We start from the raw sequence: 20,444 nt of genomic DNA on the forward strand, positions 1-20,444 counted from the left end.
TACACACCTCGCTTATCTGTGCTGTTCGGCACGGTGCAGGCACGCTGCAAAATCGTCGGGCATAGGCGCTTCGAAGTGCATGGCCTCGCCCGTGACGGGATGGACCAGGTCCAGGCAATGGGAATGAAGGGCCTGCCCCTCAATGGGAAAATCATCTTTTTTATAGCCGTACAAGGGATCGTTGACGACGGGATGGCCGATGTAGGCCATATGGACGCGGATCTGGTGGGTCCGTCCCGTCTCCAGCTTGCATTCAATCCAGGTGTACTCGCCGTAGCGCTTGAGGACGCGGAAATGGGTCACGGCTTCGCGGCCGCCCTTAAAGGTGACGGCCATCTTGATCCGGTCCTTGGGATGGCGGCCGATGGGGCCGTCGACGATGCCCTTTTCTTCGGCAATGTTGCCGTGGACGAGGGCCCAATAGGTACGGCGGGCCGAATGGGCTTTGATCTGCGCGGCCAGTCCCTTATGAGCTTCGTCGTTTTTCGCAGCTACCATGACGCCCGACGTATCCTTGTCCAGGCGGTGGACGATGCCCGGGCGTATGACGCCGTTGATTCCGGACAGCTCGCCGCGGCAGTGGTACAGCAGGGCGTTGACCAGCGTGCCGTTGGGATTTCCCGCCGCCGGATGGACGACCATGCCCCGGGCCTTATTGACGACGATGATGTCCTTGTCTTCGTATACGACATTCAGGGGAATATCTTCCGGCACGGCCTGCAGCTCTGCCGGCTGCTCCATCGTCACGGCCACTTCGTCTCCTTCGCTCAGGCGGCGGTTGCTCTTCGCAGCCTTACCGTTGACCAGCACATCGCCCGTTTCGACAAGCTGCTGGGCAAAGCTGCGGGATATATCCATCGTCTTGGCCATATAGACGTCCAGCCGCGTATCGGCCCATTCTTCCGTTACGGTTACTCGTACTTCATCCATATTGGTCTCCTCGCTTACTCAGAAATATGTGTCCAGCTGTACCACAGCAGCAGGCATACGCCGACGACGATGCCGATATCGGCGATGTTGAACACCGGCCAGATGCGGAAATCGAAAAAGTCGACGACAGCGCCGTGCAGAAAGCGGTCCAAGGCGTTGCCGAAGGCGCCTCCCAGGAGCATGCCCGCGCCGGCCTGCACCGCCCGATGCTCCGGCAGCTTCTTGCGAAATACAGCGTACAATACAAACAATAGTATTGCCATAATCAGAAAAAGCCAGCGTTGATTTTCTAAAATACCAAACGCCGCGCCTCTGTTTAAAATATATGTAATATGAAAAAATCCCGGAATGACCGGAATCGATTCATGAAGCGTCATTCCTTGCTGAATCAGCCATTTGCTTCCCTGGTCCAACGCAATGATTACCAGGGCGATATACCATACCTGCACCCAAAACCTCCTATGTGCGCATCTTTCCGTACGATATCGTACAGTGATTCTATCCTATCATATTGACCGGCAAAATTCAAATAAAAAAGGAGACATATACATGTCTCCTTTTTTATCTTATAGTCGGGGGTGCTATTATTCAGCAGAGATAGCACCAGTCGGACATACGGATTCGCAAGAACCGCAATCGATGCAAGCGTCAGTGATAACGTACTTCGTTTCGCCTTCTTCGATAGCACCAGTCGGGCAAGCGCCTGCGCAGGAACCGCATTTTACGCATTCGTCAGAAATTACATGCATGTTTTTCACCTCCAGACTCATGTCGTTCGGGGAACTAGTCCCTTGTTCTTTCTCATTATTGCACGAATAGTTGAAAATGTCAATGACCCCGCATCGGGCAAAAAAAGTATTTTCAGCCATGTCCCAAACCATTCTCCCTCAGATATACAGGCACAGTCTGCCTTCTCTCTCCTGGGCTGCCCTAAATGCTCCAAACCGCCCGCAGCAGCTCAGAATGAATATCGTTCATTATCAGCATGAAAGATAAACGTTTTACGTTTCTGCTGCCATATACAGCAAAAGAGCCGGCGAGGGGGGCCGGCTCTTTCTAAGTGTAAGATACTATCGGGGGAAGATAATATCTTAGCTTTGCTGAAGACATAAGATAGGGGTGTTCGAGGGGTATATGAACAACTTATATCTTCAACTCGTCGTAGATGATCTGTTCTACACTTATTATAATAGCAGGTTACGGCCAAAAGTAAATTAAATTTAGATTAAAATTCGATTAAATTTTTACCATATATGCTCATACAGCATCGCTTTTTATGGGCTGCAGCATAAGCTCATACATGGAAAAAGCGGAAAGACAGCGCGTACGCCGCCCTTCCGCCTTTATGCAGGCCGTATATTAACCGTGATGATATTCTACGCCCATGGCGCCCTTCGGATGATTCCAGCTCTTGACGCCCTTGCCGCCGGAAATGACGCGGCACGTGCCGCATTCCAGGCAGCCTTCATGATTGAAGACCAATTTGCCGTCCGTGTATTTGTACAATTCAGCCGGACAAGCCATGACCAAGCGTTTGATTTCCGCTTCATCCTGATAATCTTCGTTGATTTCGATGTGGGATTCGTGTTCGTCCGTCACGAATTTAACTACGCCGAGTTTATCGTCTACGCTCATTTTTGCCATCTTACATCGCCTCCCAAGCTTTTTTGCCAAGATCAAAGAGTCCGTTCAAGCCGCCGTTGTTAGCCAAGACAGTCAAGGCGATCATCGGCAGGGCAACAGGCGCGCCGCCGTCTACTTTGTAGACCATGCCGGCAAATTCGTCGGCCATCTTCGGAACGTCGTTGAAGATGATGTGGTCTTCCAAGAGGCCCGGCAAGTTCTGATACTGTTTCATGAGCTTCATGATGAAGCTTTCGTCGAGGAGCTTCTTGTAGTACGACAGGCTTTCGGCCGAGAAGTCTTCTCTCGCTTTAGCCCGGACGACGGCTTCGCCGGCCAGACGACCCGATTCAATAGCCAGGTCCATGCCGCGGACCGTGTAGCCCAGGTTGACGACCATAGCAGCTGCGTCGCCGGCTACGATCACGCCGTCGCGTACGAGTTCGGGCATCATCTTGAGGCCGCCTTCCGTAACGAGGTGGGCCGAATATTCCGTCAGCTTGCCGCCTTTGACGAAGGGAGCGATAGACGGATGATTCTTCATGCGTTCTACCATATCGGGAACGCTGACGTCCACGCGGCCGATGTCGCTGATCGTCGTAACGATGCCCAGGGACAGGCTGTCCTTATTGGTGTAGATAAAGCCGCCGCCGAGGTTGCCGCCCGTCGGGTCGCCAGCGATCATCCAGGCAGCGCCTTCGTCGCCCTGGAGGCCGAAGCGTTCGTTAATGACGTCTTCGCCGAGGTAGATGACTTCTTTAACGCCTACGGCTACGTCTTTCGGGTCCAGTTCCTGTTTCATGCCCAGCTGCTGTGCCAGCAGGGAGTTTACGCCGTCGGCCAATACGATGACGTCGGCGTCGAATTCTTCGTCGCCGCAGACGACGCCCGTTGCCTTGCCGCTTTCATCGACGAGGACCTGGTCTACGCGGAAGCCTTCGAGAAGCATGACGCCGGCTTCTTCCGCTTTTTCAGCCATCCATTTGTCGAATTTCGAACGGAGTACAGAATAGGACGGATATTTCAGGTTCTGCAGCTTGTCGGAATTGTACTGGAAGCTCAAGGCTCCGCCTTCCGTCATGAGGGACAGGCGTTCCTGGGTAATCTTGCGTTCGATCGGAGCTTCTTCGGCAAAGTTCGGAATCAGGCGTTCCAGGCTGTGACCGTAAATACGGCCGCCGCTGGAGTTTTTAGAGCCGCAGAATTTGCCGCGTTCAATCAACATAACGTCGAGTCCGGCTTTTGCCATAGTCAGGGCTGCCGCCGAACCGGCCAAGCCACCGCCAACAACGATAGCATCAAATTTTTCTTCACTACTCATGTTCTTACCCTCCTTAACCGTGCGGTTCCAATGCGTCGGCTCCGCCGGTTTATGTATGTAAACGTATAGTATTTCCTGTTCGTTCAGATGTATCGGGGTTTCTGCCCGCTGTGCAGCGCGCAGGTTCCAAAGAGATGGCTGTCAGCGCGAACCTTCTCCAGGCCGACGGCGGCAAAGAGAGCCGTCAGCTCGCGCTTGCGGAGAAAGTCCCGCGTAGACTGCCACAACCACCGGTATTCCCTGCGATGGCGGAAGCCACCGCCCAATAGAGGCATGACGCCGCGGAAATACAGGTCGTAAAAGGGTCGAATCAACGGCGAGTCAGGTACAAAGGAATCGAGGCAGTATACCCAGCCGCCGGGGCAAACGACGCGGGTCATTTCCGTCAGGACCGCGCCGTAATCAGGCGTGTTGCGGAGACCGAAGGATATGGCCGCCGCCGAAAACGTATCGTCTGCAAAGGGAAGGGCCATGGCGTCGCCTTCCCGCCAAGTCAGGTTTTCCAGAGCCGCGCTCTTACGGCGGGCCACGTCCAGCATGGCCGGCGAGAAATCAAGACCTGTAACGGCTGCATCAGGCCGCCGGCTTGCCACGGCTACGGCGATGTCTCCCGTGCCGCAGCAGACGTCCAGAACGGCGCCGCCGTCCGGTACCTGCGAGGCTACAGCCTCGACGAGGCCCCGCTTCCACGATTGCTCCAGCCCCAGGCTGATGCGGCGGTTCGCGCCGTCGTAGGTCTGGGAAATGCCCTGGAAGATGCCGTACACGCGCCTGCGTTTTTCCATCGAATCCATCAGACCGTCCTCCCTGCCAGCACGGCCAGGGCCGCGCCGATCAAATACGCGCCGTTTCCCAGCACGTTGGCCATGGCGATGCACTTCATCTGCCGCACCCGCTCCTGCGGAATCAACGGCGATGTCAGCAAGAAGGCAAAGACCTTCCGGCCCGTCAAGGCCGTGAGAGCCGGCACGACGAGGCCTGAGAGGCCGCCGTACCAGACGGGAATGACGAGGAGGCTCACGATCCAGCAGACGACGGCTGCCCGGTACAGCCTTACGGCCTTCGGTCTTCCCACTACGACGGGAAGGGTCTTGCGCCGGGCCTGCCTGTCCTTTTCGATATCGCTGATATTATTGGTCATCATGACCAGGCCGATTCCGATGATGAAGGGAATGGCTAGTATCAGAGCCAGGCCATCGACGATGCCGTGTACGGCTGCCGCTACTCCCAGCGGAATGAGGCCGCCCATGACGCCGCCGGAGACGAGTTCGCCTACGGGCAGGTAGGATAAGGGCGTCTTGCCGCCTGAATAGGCCAGGACGACGAGGCCGCCGACAAGGCCGATGCACCAGGGCGCAGGGCCTGCGCCGACGATGACCGGCAGCGCCAGCAGGGCCGCCGCGGCCAGATAGGCGAAGCCTAAATACAGGGCCTGCTTCGGCGCAATGTCCTCGTATACCAGTACGGCGTCGTGGACTTCGACGAAGTCGTCCGTCGTGTCCGTTCCCTTTACGAAATCGAAATAATCGTTCAGCGTATTGACCGACGACTGCATGAGGATGCACGCCCCCAGCAGGAGAACGGCCTGGAACCACGATAGGTCGTAGCCGGCCAGCAGGCAGTACAGCTCGCCGAAGACAGCCGGATAGACCGCGGCTACCCACGAATGGGGATTGGCCAGCCGGACGGCAGCCGTCACGGTCATGGCCTGTCGTCCCGCCATTACACCGCCCCCAGCTTGCTGACGAGCTTGCGCAGGAGAGGCGCCGCGTCGCACGGCGGCAGAAACGCCAGCAGTTCTTCTGCCCGGCGCTGGTAACGGCGGATATACCTCCACGCCTCTTCCATGCCGCCGAATTCCGCTACGAGGCGTTCCATCGCCCGAATATCTGCGGCCGTCAGCGTACCGGCTGCGCTGCGCTCCATGTACGGGGCCAGCGCGGCCCGGCCGCCGGGCCGTTCCAGGGCGATGAGGACGGGCAGCGTGTAGATGCCTTCGCGGAAATCCTGATGGACGGTCTTGCCGTTCAGGGCCTTGTCGTCCGTAAAGTCCAGCAGGTCGTCCCGCAGCTGGAACATATACCCCAGGCATTCGCCAAAGGATTCCAATATGCCGGCGTGCTGTTCACTGCAGCCGCTTTCCATCGCGCCGATGCGGCAGCAGGCCATGAACAGGGCTACGGTCTTGCCGTGGATGTTGCGCAGGTACTCGTCAATCGTTACCGTATCCTTGTACCGGCACATAGCCTGTCCGATTTCGCCGCTGCACATTTCCTCTACCGTCTTCGACAGGACCATGCCGGCCCTGTTCAAGCCTTCCTTCATGAGGTGATAGCTGATGCGGCTCATGAGGAAATCTCCGGCATAGACAGCGGCGTTTTTTCCGTACCGGCTCTGGATGGACGGCTTGCCCCGTCGGAAGGGAGCGTCGTCTACGACATCATCGTGAATCAGCGAAGCCAAATGCGTCATTTCGACGATAGCCGCCAGCTTATACAGCCTTTCCTGCGCGTCGCCGCGTTTGGGTCCGTATTCCGAGGCCATCATCAACAGGCGGGGCCGTATCATCTTTCCTTCTGACGCCGTCGCGTCGGTAAGTACCGCGCCGGTCGGCGTTCCGGCAAAGGTATGGGCCGTAAAGGCCTGTATATAGTTCTTTATCTGCTCTATTTGCTCATCACTGACGTTGGCAAAATACTTCGGCATAAATTTCCGAACGCTGTTTTCTAATAATGTCTGTTTTATCATCGCCGTTCCCATACACCTTTCCGGCCGTGTTAGGAGTTATTGTTTTTCTCTTTTTTCTACGAGAATCTGGGCCGTATGTTTTACCTGGATGTTGTTCAGGCCGCGCGCGTCGAGACCGCCTTTGATCTGGAGCAGGCAGCCCGGGCAGTCGACAGCCACGGTGTCGGCGCCGGTAGCCACGATGTTGTCGATCTTTTCTTCGAGCATCGGAGCGGACATTTCGGGGAATTTAATCGAGTAGGAGCCGCCGAAACCGCAGCATTTATCGCAGTTGTTCATTTCCACGATTTCTACGCCCTTCGTGCCTTCCAGGAGTTCGCGCTGTTCTTTATATACGCCCATGTAGCGTTTCATATGGCACGAATCGTGATACGTAACCTTCATGGGAACGCCGTCGCCGTTGTCCGGGAGACCGCCGAGCATGTGGAGCAGCTTGGAGAAGTCGTAGGACTTGTCGCTCAGTTCGGAAGCCTTCTTGTACATTTCCGGATCATCCTTGAACATTTCTTTGTAATCGCGCAGGGCGTGCGTGCAGGTCGGGCAGGCCGATACGATGTAGTCGTATTTTTCTGCTTCCATCGCTTCGATGTTGAGCTCAGCCGCCTTCTTAGCGTTGTCTGCGTCGCCCATGTACGTTGCCGGAGCCCCGCAGCAGGACTGGCCGAGAGGCATTTCTACGACATAGCCGGCCATGTTGAGGGCTTTGACGACGGCTGTCGCGATGTCTACGTATACGAAATCGAGGAGGCAGCCCGTGAAGATCGCGATCTTGCCCTTCGGATTGGGAACGTCCTGTTTGATCGACGGCAGTACGTCGCGGAACGGCTGCGGAGCGATGCTCGGCAGGCTGCGGCCCGACGTCAGGCCGGACAGGAACATCGGCATATGACGGATCATCGGCTGGCCTTTGGTAATCGCGCCCTGAGCAACGGAAGCGATGCGCAGCATGGAATGGAACAGATGGCGGTCGGCAACCGTGTCAAGACAGAATTTATGAATCGGGTTGAGGCCGTCTTCCTGAGCGTACTTCGTGCGCAGCTTCAGGATCATGCCGGCAATGTCGAGCTTGCCGCCGCAGACCGTGTTGCACGTGCCGCACTGGAGACAGATATTCTGAATTTCTTTACCGCGTTCACGGCTGTTGAGGAAGGCCGTAAGCAGCGTACCGATGCCGCCGGTGTAAATATTGCCGCCGTATACGTGGCCGCCTACGAGACGGAAGGCCGGACATACGTTGAGGCAGGCTGCGCAGCGGATACAGCAGAAAATATCCTGATAATCGGGGTCGGCCATGATCTTGCGGCGTTCCGGCGTATCGAGGATGATGATGTGGAAGCTCTTCTTCTGCTTCGTATCGTTTTCCTCATCCGTTACGACGTCCGTCGCACCGGTATAGAAGGACAGGTACGTCGTCAGGTTCTGAGCCGTGCCGTTGCGGGGCAGGACCTTGAAGATATAGCGGATATCGCTCATCTTGGCGACGAATTTTTCAATGCCGAAGATGTACATGTGGCTGGCCGGCAAGGTACCTACCATACGGCCGTTGCCTTCGTTGCTCATGGTGATGACCGTGCCCGTTTCGGCGACGGCGGCGTTGGCGCCGGATACGCCCATTTCAGCGGTCAGGAATTTTTCACGCATGACGCGGCGAGCCGTTTTAACTTCCTTGGAAATATCGGGAACTTCTTTTTCTTTCGTATAGGACGTAAACAAGTCGGCTACGTCTTCCTTGGAGTAGTGAATGGCGGGCATTACCATGTGGGACGGCGTGTCGCCGGCGATGGCGTTGATGAATTCGCCCAAGTCCGTTTCCTGAGCGTGAATGCCTGCGGCTTCAAAGCCCGGGTTGAAGTGGATTTCTTCCGATGCCATGGATTTCGATTTGACGACGAGTTTGACGTTCTGTTCTTTCGCTACCTTTAAAGCATAGTCGAAGGCTTCCTGCGGCGAATGGGCGCGGAATACGACGGCGCCGTTAGCCGTGGCGTTCTTTTCGAATTCGTCGAGGAGTTCGTCGATGTGGTCGCGGGCGTAGGATTTTACTTCGTGAACCTTTTCCCGCAGAGCTTCAAAGTCGTATCCTTTATACACGCGTTCGCGGTTGCCGGGATACGCAGTCGTAAAGTTTTTCAGCGCTTTCTGCAAAGGCGCGTTGTCCATTGCGCGCTCGATTTCTTGTTTCAACAAATCCATTTCAGTTGACATGTGTCATTCCCTCCTTTACTCATCTTCCACAACAATGACGGCATACTGGCGCGGTCCGTGAACGCCGACCGTGCTCACGCATTCGATGTCGGCCGTACGGCTCGGGCCCGTAATGATGCCGGCAAATTTCGGGAATGGCTTCGTTTCGGCCATAATGTCGATCATGGAATCGAAATCGTCGACGATCTTCGACAATTTGATAATGCCGACATATACGTCCGCTACGATTTCTACGATACGGTCGTCAATATCATCCTTCATTTGGACGAGGGAGCCCAGGTTTGCGACGCCGTAATCGGCTTCCGTTACGCCGCCTTTATCATAGGGAGCGTTTTTGCGGAAGTGATCCGTGTCTGTCTTGATGCCTGCTGCCTTCAAGGCGTCGGCTGCGCCGGCTTCTTTGAGGAGCGGCGTTTCGACCAGAGCTACATCCTTTACATCCTTTTCCTGGAAAATCTTGACAAGAGTTGCTGCTACGTCGGCTTTTTTAGCCAAATAGCATTCCCCAGCGACGCTGGTTAATCCTTTTTGGAACGTTTCGTACAATTCTGCTTTTTCCATGTTCACACCTCTTTACGTCAAATATAAAATTTAAATGAATGCATGGCATACTATTAAAGTATTAATATAAGTATAGCATTTTATACAATTTATGCAACGAGTCTGACGCAAAGTCGCAATATATTTTGTGAAACGATACTCGCATATCCATGCTTTATAGTCATATTTGCATATATGACATAGCAATACACTTGACAAGTTTATATTACTTAAATTAATACCTCTGCAGTATAATATTCGCTATTTCACTAGGTTTTATCAGGTATTTTGCATGCCGCTATGTCTTTTTATCATGACTTTTTCGGCATTTTACTATGATTAAAAATTATTACTTATAGGGTTAATCCCGCACGTTTTTCCAACAAAGCTCCTTCCATGTTCCACTTTGACTATTCGTATTTATATTATTAATTTTCATTTTTATTTGTTTTAAAATTCATTCATTTTGCATTATAATTCCATTTTGTATACATTATTCGTTATTTTATGACGCAATGTTATGTTCTATTTCCACTGCATCACCTGTCCTGCAATGTGCATCTGAACATTACAATAATTCATTTCAACTTGACACGCATCGCATTCCAAATAGCCCGTTTTAGAATACGGAAAAATGTAAATTTTTTATAACCTTGCAAAAAATACCTTGACAAACGTTCAAACAAACGGTATTATGTTCCCAACGAAAAATGCAATGACCAAAACAAGTACACGTACGAAAGCTATACAGAGAACGGGAGTCACCGGCTGAGAGCTCCTGCCGCCGCCTAGTACGATGGAATGCCTTTGGGAGCAGGGCAGCTGAACATATAGTAGGTTGTCACGGTTTGCCGCCGTTATAGGTCTTGAGGTGCAGCGCATCGCTGAGATGCCTGCAAATCAGAGTGGAACCGCGGGCCGCCGTCTCTGTTTAGGGACTGCGGCTTTTTTGTATTTCAGCATTTATTCGTACGACACAAGGAGGCACCATTCATGTTTAACACCCTGAGAAAGGACATTCACGTCATTAAGGAACGAGACCCGGCCGTAAAAAATACCCTGGAAGTCCTGCTGTGCTACTCGGGACTGCACGCTATCTGGGCATACCGCCTGGCTCATTTCTTCTACCTGCACAAATGGTTTGTCACGGCCCGCATCATTTCGACTATCGCCCGCTTCTTCACGGGAATTGAAATCCACCCGGGCGCGCAGATCGGCGAAGGGCTGTTCATCGATCACGGCATGGGCATCGTCATCGGCGAGACGACCATTATCGGCAACAACGTATCCCTCTATCAGGGCGTGACCCTCGGCGGCACGGGCAAGGAAAAGGGCAAGCGCCATCCGACTATCGGAGATTACGTCGTCGTCGCCTGCGGAGCAAAGGTACTCGGCTCCTTTACGGTCGGCGAAGGCTCGAAAATCGGCGCCGGCTCCGTCGTCTTAAAAGAAGTGCCGCCCTATTCGACAGTCGTCGGCATTCCCGGCCGCGTCGTCCTCCAGCAGGGCAAAAAGATCAGCCATTCGGAGCAGGACGTCGATTTGGATCACAACCGCCTGCCCGACCCTATCGAAGACCAGATTGCCGCCTTGCAGCAGCAAGTCGCCATCCTCCAGTCGCGCGTAAGCGCTATGGACACCGCCGAGCCGCATCTGCGCAGCCTCAGCCGCTAAGGACATCTCCTCCCCCGTAAAAGGCGTGGAGTCCGTTATCTTTGTATAGTTAAAATATACTCGTTAAGTATATTTTATGGTATATTTTTACTATTTTAGTTTCAAATCATACTACATACAGTATAAGGAGTGATTTTCATGAAAAAGATATATACATCCATCCTCGATCTGATCGGCCGCACGCCCCTGCTGGAGCCGGCCCGTTTCAACGCCGCCCAAGGCGTCGGCGCCCGCCTGCTCGTCAAATTGGAAGCATTTAATCCCGGCGGTTCAGTCAAGGACCGTATTGCCAAGGCTATGATTGAAGACGCCGAAGCGAAGGGCCTGCTCAAGCCGGGAACGGTCATCATCGAGCCGACGAGCGGCAATACGGGCATCGGCCTGGCCGCCGTCGCCGCCGCCAAAGGCTATAAAGCCATCTTCACCATGCCGGAAACCATGTCCGTCGAACGGCGCAAGCTCATCGCAGCCTACGGTGCAGACATCGTCCTGACGGAAGGGGCCAAGGGCATGCAGGGAGCCGTCGACAAGGCCGAAGAATTGGCCAAAGAACTGCACGGCTTCATCCCCGGCCAGTTTACCAATCCGGCCAACCCGGCCATCCACAAGGCCACGACAGGCCCGGAAATCTACGACGATACAGACGGAGCCGTCGATATCCTCGTCGCCGGCGTCGGTACCGGCGGCACCCTGAGCGGCACGGGACAATATCTGAAGGAACAAAAGCCGTCCGTCCAGGTCGTAGCCGTTGAACCGGCCGATTCGCCTCTCCTGTCCGAAGGCCACGCCGGCCCCCATAAGCTGCAGGGCATCGGCGCGAATTTCGTCCCCGAAACCCTCGACAAGACCATTTACGACGAAGTAGCTGCCGTCACGACAGACGAAGCCTATACGGCAGCCCAGGCTTTTACAAAAGCCGAAGGCCTCCTCATCGGCATTTCCGGCGGCGCAGCCCTCCATGCCGCGGCAGAAATCGCCAAGCGGCCGGAAAACGCCGGCAAGACCATCGTAGCCGTCCTGCCGGACAACGGCGACCGCTATCTCTCGACGCCGGGATTCATCAAGCTGTAATATACATATATAATATAATAACGCAAGGATAGGCAGTATCATATATCCTGCGAACCATACAAAAACAAGACGTTCCCTAACAGGCCGCATTGCGGCAGCCGTCATGGGAACGTCTTGTTTTATATTATAGATTTATTATACGCCGCGTTTCAAGGCATCCAGTTCCGCTTCGCTCAGCTCCGTAATACTGGCGACTTGACGGATATCCATGCCGACAGCCAGCATGTTGGCTGCCACCTGCATAATCCCCAATTTTATACCTTTCTTAATCGCTTCATTTATACCTTTTTCAAAACCTTCTCGCAGCCCTTCACGTCTTGCTTCCTCCATATCGGAAATATACTCTCTCTCGGCCTTTTCGCGCTGCAAGCGGCGCCACCGCTGTATCTGCTCTTCCGTAAAAGGCTCTGCCGCCGGTATCGTCGTATCCTTATGCATCACAGCCTCCTGCCGCAGCCGTTTTCAAAGCTGCGAGTTCCTGTTCGCTCAACCCGGTGATGGCAGCTACGGTATGCCGGTCGATTCCGTTTTCCAACATCTTTACCGCCATCTGCACGATTCCCTCTTGCAGTCCTTCATTTCTCGCCTCATCCATAGCAGAAATATAGTCTCTCACGGCTTTTTCGCGCTGCGAATATTTTCTCCGCATGATTTCGTCTTCTGTAAAGGCCGTTTCAGCCTGTACGACTTCTTTCATTACCGGATCGCTCATGGCTAATTCCTCCGTTTCCCTGTCTCCGCAGTTGGAAAAGTACGCCGTCCAGCGCCCCAGCCGATGGAGGGCCTTTACGTCGCTGTACGTAAACTTCTTCAATTCAATAAAGTGCATGGCAAAATGATCGGTCAGCCGCCTGCGGGATACGTCGTTGCAGATAGAGTACGCATTGTGCCAGCTTGCTTCCGGCAGATGGTCAAACTCCGTCAGAATGATGGACACCGACGGCTTCAGCGCGTTGTAGCCGTCGCCCCGCTTCATCTGTCTGCCGTACATTTCCGCCCAATAGAATAAAAACCGCTCGGCCAAATGAGCCTGCCGCCGCACCTGCACCTCGACGTTGATCAGCATCCCCTGATCGGTTTTCGCCAGTATATCGAGCTTGGCCGGCTTTCCGTCCGCCCGCTCCGAGTCCAAATCCTTGTCGAGAAAGAACACGTCGGCAATCTGCGGCGCATCGTCGCCGTACAGGACGGCGTTCAAAAAGTGGATCGTCAAATGCTTGCGCTTCTCGCTTCCCAATAAATACTTGACATAAAAATCGTTGAGTCGGTTAATCGTCGTAGGCATTCGGCTTTCTTCCTTTCCTATATTATATCACAAGCAGGCCCTCCATTTCGCCTGCAGACAGGGTAAAAGAAAAGGACCGCCATGATCTTATCATGACAGTCCTTTGATGAAGGTTGCATTATATTGGCATATACTGCGTCTTCCTTGCGTGGTCCTTAAATCTTATCCATATCGCGGCTGGCTACGATGTCCACGCCGAGGCCCAGGATATCGGCTACGATGACGTCGCCGGTCTTAACGGGGGCTTCGATGGAAACGGCCCGCAGCGCCTGGGCGCATTCGAGGATTTTGCCCTTCGGCAGGGTCGATTTCGATACGACCGGCAGGAGAGGCAGCTCGCCGCCGGAAATGCGTACCGTCGAGGTCAGCATGCGCTGGGGATTGGTCAATTCCTGATGGGCGTACGTTTCGCCGCGGGGGCAGGTATTGCCCGTTACGTCCGTAATCGCGCCGTCCGTCAAGGTAACGGTCAGCAGGCAGCCCATGGGGCAGTTGATGCAGTTCAGTTGTTTCGTTTCTACACTCATGTTACGCTTCCTCCTTTACGGAAACAGTCCAGTCGGCATGATGGCCTTTCGCTTTGTCAGCCGGCACGTTGACGGCAATCATTTCGCTCGGTTTAGCGACAGGGAGGACTCTGCTCACTAAGACGTCGTCGCCGCTCGTAACCGTCAGGCGGCATTTCTTGAGAGGACGGCGGACGCGCATGAACAAGCGGACCGTTTCGCCTTCGGCTGCGGCGCGGATGTGTTGGGGCACGCAGGTGCGTACTTCGTCGGCCGGTTCGACCTTGACGTCGGCGACTTCGCCTTCCATCTGGCCCAGGGCCTTCAAGGCAGCGAACTTGCCGGCGATTTCCGCTTCTTCCGATACGAAGTCGACGAGGTCGTGAACGTGAACGACGTTGCCGGCGGCGAAGATGCCGGGCATGCTCGTTTCACGGTGCTGGTCGACGATGGGGCCGCTCGTCAGCGGATGCATGGCGAGACCTAAGCCGCGGGACAATTCGTTTTCCGGAATGAGGCCGACAGACAGGAGCAGCGTGTCGCAGTCAATGTCAAATTCCGTACCCGGAATGGGCTGCATATGGTCGTCGACTTTAGCAGCCGTAATGCCCGTCACGCGGTCTTTGCCGTGAATGGCCGTAATCGTATGGGACAGGTACAAGGGAATGTCGTAGTCGTACAGGCACTGTACCATGTTGCGGGTCAGGCCGTTGGAGAAGGGGCAGATTTCGAGAACAGCCTGCACCTTGCAGCCTTCGAGGGACATGCGGCGGGCCATGATGAGGCCGATGTCGCCGCTGCCGAGGATGACGATCTTCTTGCCCGGCAGGTAGCCTTCCATGTTAACCATGCGCTGCGCTGCGCCGGCAGTGAATACGCCGGCCGGACGGTAGCCCGGCGTGCGGATGGCGCCGCGGGTACGTTCGCGGCAGCCCATGGTGAGGATGATCGTCTTGCCCTGTACGGTGATGAGGCCGTGTTTCGGGCTGACAGCCGTGACGGTTTTATCTTCATGGACGTCGAGAACCATCGTATCGACGAGGATTTCGATTTCCGGTTTATCCTTTACCAGGTCGTAGCATCGCTGCGCGTAGCCCGGGCCGGTCAGCTCTTCCTTGAAGTGATGCAGGCCGAAGCCGTTGTGGATGCACTGCTGGAGAATGCCGCCCGCTTCGCGGTCGCGTTCGAGGACGAGGATTTTCTTCGCGCCGTTTTCCCAAGCGCTGTATGCGGCCGAAAGACCTGCCGGGCCGCCGCCGACGATGATAATATCATACAGTTGTTCAGCCATTATGCCTTACCTCCGCTCTGAGTTTCTTTATCGTAGAACATATAGGATTTTCTCATTTCCTTGCGAACTTCCGTTACGGGGATGTTCAGTTCGCGAGCCAAAATCTGCGTGACGCGGGGACCGCAGAAGCCGCCTTGGCAGCGGCCCATGCCGGCGCGGGTGCGGCGTTTTACGCCGTCGACGGTGCGCGCGCCTACAGGGCGGCGGATGGCGTCGATGATTTCGCCTTCCGTAATCGTTTCGCAGCGGCAGATGACGCGGCCGTATGCAGCGTCCTTCGCGATGAGGGCTTTCTTGTCGTCATCGCTGAGGGTGCGGAAGCAGGGCTGGGCCGGACGGCCTTTCTTGTAGTCTTCCTTCTGCGCCGCGCCCGTTTCGGCGACGATTTCGCCTACGATAGCCTTGGCGATAGCCGGGGCCGACGTCAGGCCCGGAGACTGGATGCCCGCTGCCTGGAAGAGGCCCTTGGTCTTTTCAGAGTGGCCGATGATGAAATCGCCCGTGCTGGATACGGCGCGGACGCCGGCAAATTCCGTAATCGCTGCGCCGGCCGGAATGTTCGGCACGAGTTTGCGGGCTTTTTCGAGGATTTCGTTCATGCCCGGAATCGTGACGGCCGTGTCATCTTTTTCACTGCCGTCCAGGTCGTGGGCGTTCGGGCCTACGAATACGTTGCCGTGAGTCGTCGCGCAGACGAGGATGCCCTTGCCCATTTTCGTCGGCGTCGGGAAAATCGGCGAGTATACGAGGTCTTTCTGCGCCGTCTTGTCAAAGAGGATGTATTCGCCACGGCGCGGCGTGATGGTAAAGGAATCGTCGCCGGCCATACGGCTTACGTCGTCGGCATGGACGCCGGCGGCATTGATGACATATTTCGTTTCAATCGTGCCCTGGTCCGTTTCGACGGCTTTCACTGCGCCGTTTTCTACGGTAATGCCCGTTACCTGGCATTCGCGGAGCACTTCGGCACCGTTGATGACGGCGTTTTCAGCAAAGGCCAAGGCCATGCCGAAGGGCCAGCAGATGCCGGCAGTCGGAGCCCAAAGAGCACCTTTGATATCCTTGCTGAGGTTCGGTTCCTTTTCGCGGACCTTGTCGCCGTCCCAGATTTCAAGGCCGGGAACGCCGTTGGCCTGGCCCCGTTCGAGGAGTTCCTGCAGGACGCTCATTTCTTCGTCGTCTACGGCGGCGACGAAGGAGCCTGTCCATTCGATTTCCAAATCCAGTTCGTCCTTCAGCTCATGGTACATGGCGTTGCCTTCTACGTTCATGCGGGCCTTCATGCTGCCAGTGGGAGCATCGAAGCCGGCGTGGAGAATCGCGCTGTTGGCCTTTGTCGTGCCGGCAGCCAGTTCCGGTTCCTGTTCTACCAAGACTGCACGAAGGTTATATTTTGCCAATTCATACAGTATGGCAGCGCCGGTAATACCGCCGCCGATGACGACGACATCTGCTTGTTTTGTCATGTTCACAACCTCTTTCTTTGCGGAATCCAATACAATAGTGTTTACCTGATGGTTTCATTATATCTGTTTGTGAAAATAATTGCAATAGCAATTTTACAAAATTCCATTTTTGCATTGTGCGGAATTGAGCTATGAGAAAATCGCCGCATGGGCAAGCCCTTCCTATAAAACAGGGACTCCTGTCATCGTCAGAAGTCCCTGCGCGTAACCGCTTATAGAATTATTAGAAAATGCTGAGAGCCGAAGCTACGCCGTAGGCTACCAACGCGCCGATGATCGGAGCGACGACGGGAACCCAGGCATATCCCCAGTCGGAGCCGCCTTTGCCGGCAATGGGCAAAATCGCATGAGCCAGGCGAGGACCGAGGTCTCGGGCCGGGTTGATGGCATACCCCGTCGGACCGCCGAGGCTGAGGCCGATAGCCCAGATCAGGACGCCGACGATGTACGGGCCTACGCCGGGAGGAATCGCGCCGACCTGCTTGGAGAAAATCATCCAGATGACAAATACCAGGAAGAACGTGCCGATGATTTCGCACAGGATGTTGGCCGGGTAGTTGCGGATGGCCGGAGCCGTGCAGAAAATACCCAATTTAGCCGCCTTGTCTTCCGTTTCCGCCCAGTGGGGCAGATATGCCAGCCAGACGATGGCCGCGCCGGCCATGGCGCCGAGAATCTGGACGACCGACGTCGCCAGGAACTGTTCAAAGGTGTAAATGCCGATCATCGTCTTCGCCAGCGTGACGGCAGGGTTCAAGTCACCCTGGGGCGCGCCGAGAGTCGTCGCCGTAAATACGCCGAGGGTTACGGCAAAGCCCCATCCGACGGTAATGCAGATCCAGCCGCCGTTCTGGCCTTTCGATTTGGTCAGCGTGTTGCAGGCGCAGACGCCGGCCCCGAACACGATAAGCACCATGGTACCAAAAAATTCACCGATTAAGTTATCCATATACAGACACCCGCTTTCTGAACGCTACGCCATTAGTCTTCGTCGTCGAGCCAGTGCATGGCATGTTTGACAGCCTTGCGCCAGCCTTTGTAATATGCCGCCGATTTGTCGGCATCCATCGTCGGTTCGAAACGGTTCTGGAGCTTCCAGCTATGGCGCAGTTCGTCCTTCGATTCCCATACGCCGACAGCCAGACCGGCCAGGTATGCCGCACCGAGAGCCGTCGTTTCGATGACTTGAGGACGGTCGACAGGCACGCGGAGAATATCGGCCTGGAACTGCATGAGCATGTTGTTGGCGCAGGCGCCGCCGTCTACCTTCAGAGAAGCTAATTTGATGCCCGAGTCGGCTTCCATCGCACTGAGGACATCCATCGTCTGATACGCCATGGAGTCAAGCGTTGCCCGGACGATGTGGGCTTTCGTCGTGCCGCGGGTAATGCCGATAATCGTGCCGCGGGCGTTCATATCCCAGTACGGAGCGCCGAGGCCGACGAAAGCCGGTACGACGTATACGCCGTCCGAATCGGGAACGCGCTTGGCCACCCATTCCGAGTCGGGAGCCGTGTCGATGAGACGGATGCCGTCGCGGAGCCACTGAATAGCCGAACCGGCGACGAAGATAGAGCCTTCCAATGCATATTCTACCTTGCCGTCGAGGCCCCAGGCAATCGTCGTGACGAGGCCGTTTTTCGATGTGATCGGTTCCGTGCCCGTATTCATGAGGAGGAAGCAGCCCGTGCCGTAGGTGTTCTTCGCCATGCCCGGTTCAAAGCAGGTCTGGCCGAAGAGAGCCGCCTGCTGGTCGCCGGCCGCGCCGGCAATCTTGACGGGAGCGCCGAGAATGGCCGGGTCCGTGTAGCCGTACACGTCGCTGGACGGACGGACTTCCGGCAGCATGCTCTTCGGCACGTCGAGATACGAAAGGAGCTGGTCGTCCCATTCGAGGGTCTTGATATTGAACATCAGCGTACGGGACGCATTGGAATAATCCGTTACATGTACCGTGCCGCCGCTGAGCTTCCAGATGAGCCACGAATCAATGGTACCAAAGAGGAGCTCGCCCTTTTCGGCCTTTTCTCTCGCCCCTTCGACAGTATCCAAAATCCATTTTACCTTCGTACCGGAGAAATAGGTGTCAATGACCAGGCCCGTCTTTTCCTTGAACTCGTCAACCAGGCCCTGTTTGATCAAATCTTCACAAATAGCCGCAGTCTGGCGGGACTGCCAAACGATGGCGTTGTAAATGGGGCAGCCCGTCGTCTTATCCCATACGACAGCCGTTTCGCGCTGGTTCGTAATGCCGATAGCCGAAATGTCGGCCGCTGTCAGGCCGCTCTGTTCCAAAGCGCCCTTCATGACTTCCACCATCGTATGGAGGATTTCGTTTGCGTCATGTTCTACCCACCCAGGCTGCGGGAAATGCTGGGTAAATTCCTTCTGGCTGACGCTGACGATGCGGGATTCTTCGTCAAAAATAATCGCGCGGTTACTCGTCGTCCCCGCATCCAACGCCATAACATACTTCTTCTGCATAATACCAAACTCCTTTCAACACATCTCTTTTCTCTTCTCTTCTTTCAGGTTCAGCATATGGGTTATGCGTTGTCTTAATTATATTAGCATATGAAAATAATTGCAATATTTATTTTACATTTTTTCTTAGTATTGCATATCATATATAACCAGTCAATTCATTATGTCTTTTTCGCATTTTACAAGCAGAGTATGCTATTTATAGAATATTTGTCATTAAAAGATACCCTCTATTTTAGGTTTATTTTTGACAATACATATCCTTGCTGCCTCATCCTGTGATATAATAAGATAATACAAACAGCTATATGAACTACATTGCCATTTTTTCAGATAAGGCGGATTACCATGCAAAACAATAAAAACAAAATAGCCATCAGCGCTGCTAAACTATATTACCAATCCGGATACAGCCAGACCGAAATAGCCAAAGAGCTCAACCTGTCCCGCCCGTCCGTATCGCGCATTCTCCAGTACGCGAAAGACATGGGCTTCGTCCGCATTGAAATCTTCGACCCTATCGAAGACCAGAGTCTCCTGGCAAAAAAAATCGTTTCCGCCTTCGGCCTCAAGGACGCCTGCATTGCCAACGCGCCTATTGAAGACGAAGAAGACATCAAAAAATACATCGGACAGGTAGGCGCCGAATACCTCAGCAAAATCGTCCAGGACGGCGACATCATCGGCGTCGGCTGGGGCACGACCATGCACTGCTTGTCCCACGCCCTTCTGCCCCACCCCCTGCGGGGCGCGCAGATCGTCCAGCTCGAAGGGGGGATTACCCTGGCCGCCGGCGAAACCTATGCCAACGAAATTCTCGAACGCTTCGCCAAAAACTACGAAACCATCGCCCAATATCTGCCCCTGCCCGTACTGTTCGATTCCAAAACCGTAAAAGATATGGTCTATAAGGACCGCCACATCAAGCGCGTCCTGGAGCTGGGCCGCAACGCCAACATCGCCTTGTTCAGCGTCGGCACCGTCCGCGACAACGCCCTCTTTTTCCGTCTGGGCTACGCCGACGAAGAAGAAAAGGAATTTCTCAAAACCCACGCCGTCGGCGATATCTGCTCCCGCTTCTTCGACAAGGACGGCAATATTTCCAGCCCCGAGCTGAACAACCGCACCGTCGGCATCGACCTCGACTGCCTGCGGACCAAGGAATACAGTATCCTCCTGTCAGGCGGCGCAGCCAAGGTCGCCAGCATACGCGCAGCCCTAAAAGGCGGCTACGCCAACGTCCTCATTACGGACCAGTTCACGGCTAAACGCCTGCTGCAGGAAGAAACCTAATTCCATA

20 protein-coding genes are annotated in these 20,444 nt (G+C 54.8%); 3 read left to right on the plus strand and 17 right to left on the minus strand.

What is annotated here, in order from left to right; translation table 11 throughout:
- Positions 1-12: 12 nt before the first annotated feature.
- The 10 genes from E0L13_RS07415 to E0L13_RS07460 form a co-directional block, all read right to left on the minus strand.
- Positions 13-930, minus strand: coding sequence for an RluA family pseudouridine synthase (locus E0L13_RS07415; protein WP_168061436.1), 918 nt, complete (start codon positions 928-930; stop codon positions 13-15).
- Between the two features lie 14 nt (positions 931-944).
- Positions 945-1,379, minus strand: coding sequence for a signal peptidase II (gene lspA, locus E0L13_RS07420; protein WP_087478381.1), 435 nt, complete (start codon positions 1,377-1,379; stop codon positions 945-947).
- A 135-nt stretch (positions 1,380-1,514) separates the two neighbouring features.
- Positions 1,515-1,679 (minus strand): 4Fe-4S binding protein, encoded by a 165-nt coding sequence (locus E0L13_RS07425; protein ID WP_087478406.1) that lies wholly within the window; start codon positions 1,677-1,679, stop codon positions 1,515-1,517.
- Positions 1,680-2,289: 610 nt separating this feature from the next.
- The gene (locus tag E0L13_RS07430) at positions 2,290-2,574 is read right to left on the minus strand and encodes a 4Fe-4S dicluster domain-containing protein (RefSeq protein ID WP_087478380.1); all 285 of its coding nucleotides are present in this window, start codon (positions 2,572-2,574) and stop codon (positions 2,290-2,292) included.
- A 1-nt stretch (position 2,575) separates the two neighbouring features.
- Positions 2,576-3,874, minus strand: coding sequence for an FAD-dependent oxidoreductase (locus E0L13_RS07435; protein WP_087478379.1), 1,299 nt, complete (start codon positions 3,872-3,874; stop codon positions 2,576-2,578).
- Between the two features lie 83 nt (positions 3,875-3,957).
- On the minus strand, positions 3,958-4,668 hold the full coding sequence (locus E0L13_RS07440; protein WP_168061438.1) for a ubiquinone/menaquinone biosynthesis methyltransferase: 711 nt from the start codon (positions 4,666-4,668) through the stop codon (positions 3,958-3,960).
- Positions 4,668-5,597, minus strand: coding sequence for a prenyltransferase (locus tag E0L13_RS07445; protein WP_168061440.1), 930 nt, complete (start codon positions 5,595-5,597; stop codon positions 4,668-4,670). The genes E0L13_RS07440 and E0L13_RS07445 overlap by 1 nt, the downstream gene beginning before the upstream one ends.
- Entirely contained in the window at positions 5,597-6,622 is a 1,026-nt protein-coding gene (locus tag E0L13_RS07450; protein ID WP_168061442.1) for a polyprenyl synthetase family protein, read from the minus strand. The genes E0L13_RS07445 and E0L13_RS07450 overlap by 1 nt, the downstream gene beginning before the upstream one ends.
- Positions 6,623-6,658: 36 nt before the next feature.
- Positions 6,659-8,827 carry an L-lactate dehydrogenase (quinone) large subunit LdhH gene (gene ldhH, locus E0L13_RS07455; RefSeq protein WP_168061444.1) on the minus strand — a complete coding sequence of 723 codons (2,169 nt, stop codon included), beginning with the start codon at positions 8,825-8,827 and terminating at the stop codon, positions 6,659-6,661.
- A gap of 15 nt (positions 8,828-8,842) precedes the next feature.
- Positions 8,843-9,388 (minus strand): LUD domain-containing protein, encoded by a 546-nt coding sequence (locus E0L13_RS07460; protein ID WP_087478374.1) that lies wholly within the window; start codon positions 9,386-9,388, stop codon positions 8,843-8,845.
- Between the two features lie 906 nt (positions 9,389-10,294).
- Between E0L13_RS07460 and cysE the strand changes: the two genes are divergently transcribed.
- Together cysE and cysK are read left to right on the plus strand one after the other, a co-directional pair.
- Positions 10,295-11,041 (plus strand): serine O-acetyltransferase, encoded by a 747-nt coding sequence (cysE, locus tag E0L13_RS07465; RefSeq protein ID WP_277344285.1) that lies wholly within the window; start codon positions 10,295-10,297, stop codon positions 11,039-11,041.
- A 138-nt stretch (positions 11,042-11,179) separates the two neighbouring features.
- Complete coding sequence (gene cysK, locus E0L13_RS07470) at positions 11,180-12,112, plus strand: cysteine synthase A (protein ID WP_168061448.1); 933 nt, start codon at positions 11,180-11,182, stop codon at positions 12,110-12,112.
- A 135-nt stretch (positions 12,113-12,247) separates the two neighbouring features.
- Here cysK and E0L13_RS07475 read toward each other — a convergent pair whose 3' ends face one another.
- From E0L13_RS07475 to glpK, 7 genes are all read right to left on the minus strand, one after another.
- Complete coding sequence (locus E0L13_RS07475; protein WP_087478371.1) at positions 12,248-12,550, minus strand: hypothetical protein; 303 nt, start codon at positions 12,548-12,550, stop codon at positions 12,248-12,250.
- Positions 12,543-13,397, minus strand: a complete 855-nt coding sequence (locus tag E0L13_RS07480) for an Rpn family recombination-promoting nuclease/putative transposase (protein WP_168061450.1) — start codon at positions 13,395-13,397, stop codon at positions 12,543-12,545. Before E0L13_RS07480 ends, E0L13_RS07475 begins: the two co-directional genes overlap by 8 nt.
- Positions 13,398-13,552: 155 nt before the next feature.
- Positions 13,553-13,924 carry a DUF1667 domain-containing protein gene (locus tag E0L13_RS07485; RefSeq protein WP_087478369.1) on the minus strand — a complete coding sequence of 124 codons (372 nt, stop codon included), beginning with the start codon at positions 13,922-13,924 and terminating at the stop codon, positions 13,553-13,555.
- Position 13,925: 1 nt separating this feature from the next.
- Positions 13,926-15,194 carry an NAD(P)/FAD-dependent oxidoreductase gene (locus tag E0L13_RS07490; protein ID WP_087478368.1) on the minus strand — a complete coding sequence of 423 codons (1,269 nt, stop codon included), beginning with the start codon at positions 15,192-15,194 and terminating at the stop codon, positions 13,926-13,928.
- On the minus strand, positions 15,194-16,660 hold the full coding sequence (locus E0L13_RS07495) for an NAD(P)/FAD-dependent oxidoreductase (RefSeq protein ID WP_107195395.1): 1,467 nt from the start codon (positions 16,658-16,660) through the stop codon (positions 15,194-15,196). The genes E0L13_RS07490 and E0L13_RS07495 overlap by 1 nt, the downstream gene beginning before the upstream one ends.
- 223 nt (positions 16,661-16,883) lie before the next feature.
- Entirely contained in the window at positions 16,884-17,609 is a 726-nt protein-coding gene (locus E0L13_RS07500; RefSeq protein ID WP_087478366.1) for an MIP/aquaporin family protein, read from the minus strand.
- A 32-nt stretch (positions 17,610-17,641) separates the two neighbouring features.
- Positions 17,642-19,144 carry a glycerol kinase GlpK gene (gene glpK / locus E0L13_RS07505; protein WP_168061452.1) on the minus strand — a complete coding sequence of 501 codons (1,503 nt, stop codon included), beginning with the start codon at positions 19,142-19,144 and terminating at the stop codon, positions 17,642-17,644.
- A 348-nt stretch (positions 19,145-19,492) separates the two neighbouring features.
- Between glpK and E0L13_RS07510 the strand changes: the two genes are divergently transcribed.
- Complete coding sequence (locus tag E0L13_RS07510) at positions 19,493-20,437, plus strand: sugar-binding transcriptional regulator (RefSeq protein ID WP_168061454.1); 945 nt, start codon at positions 19,493-19,495, stop codon at positions 20,435-20,437.
- Positions 20,438-20,444: the final 7 nt, after the last annotated feature.

The organism is Megasphaera sp. SW808 (assembly GCF_012027795.1).
Lineage (GTDB): Bacteria > Bacillota > Negativicutes > Veillonellales > Megasphaeraceae > Megasphaera > Megasphaera stantonii.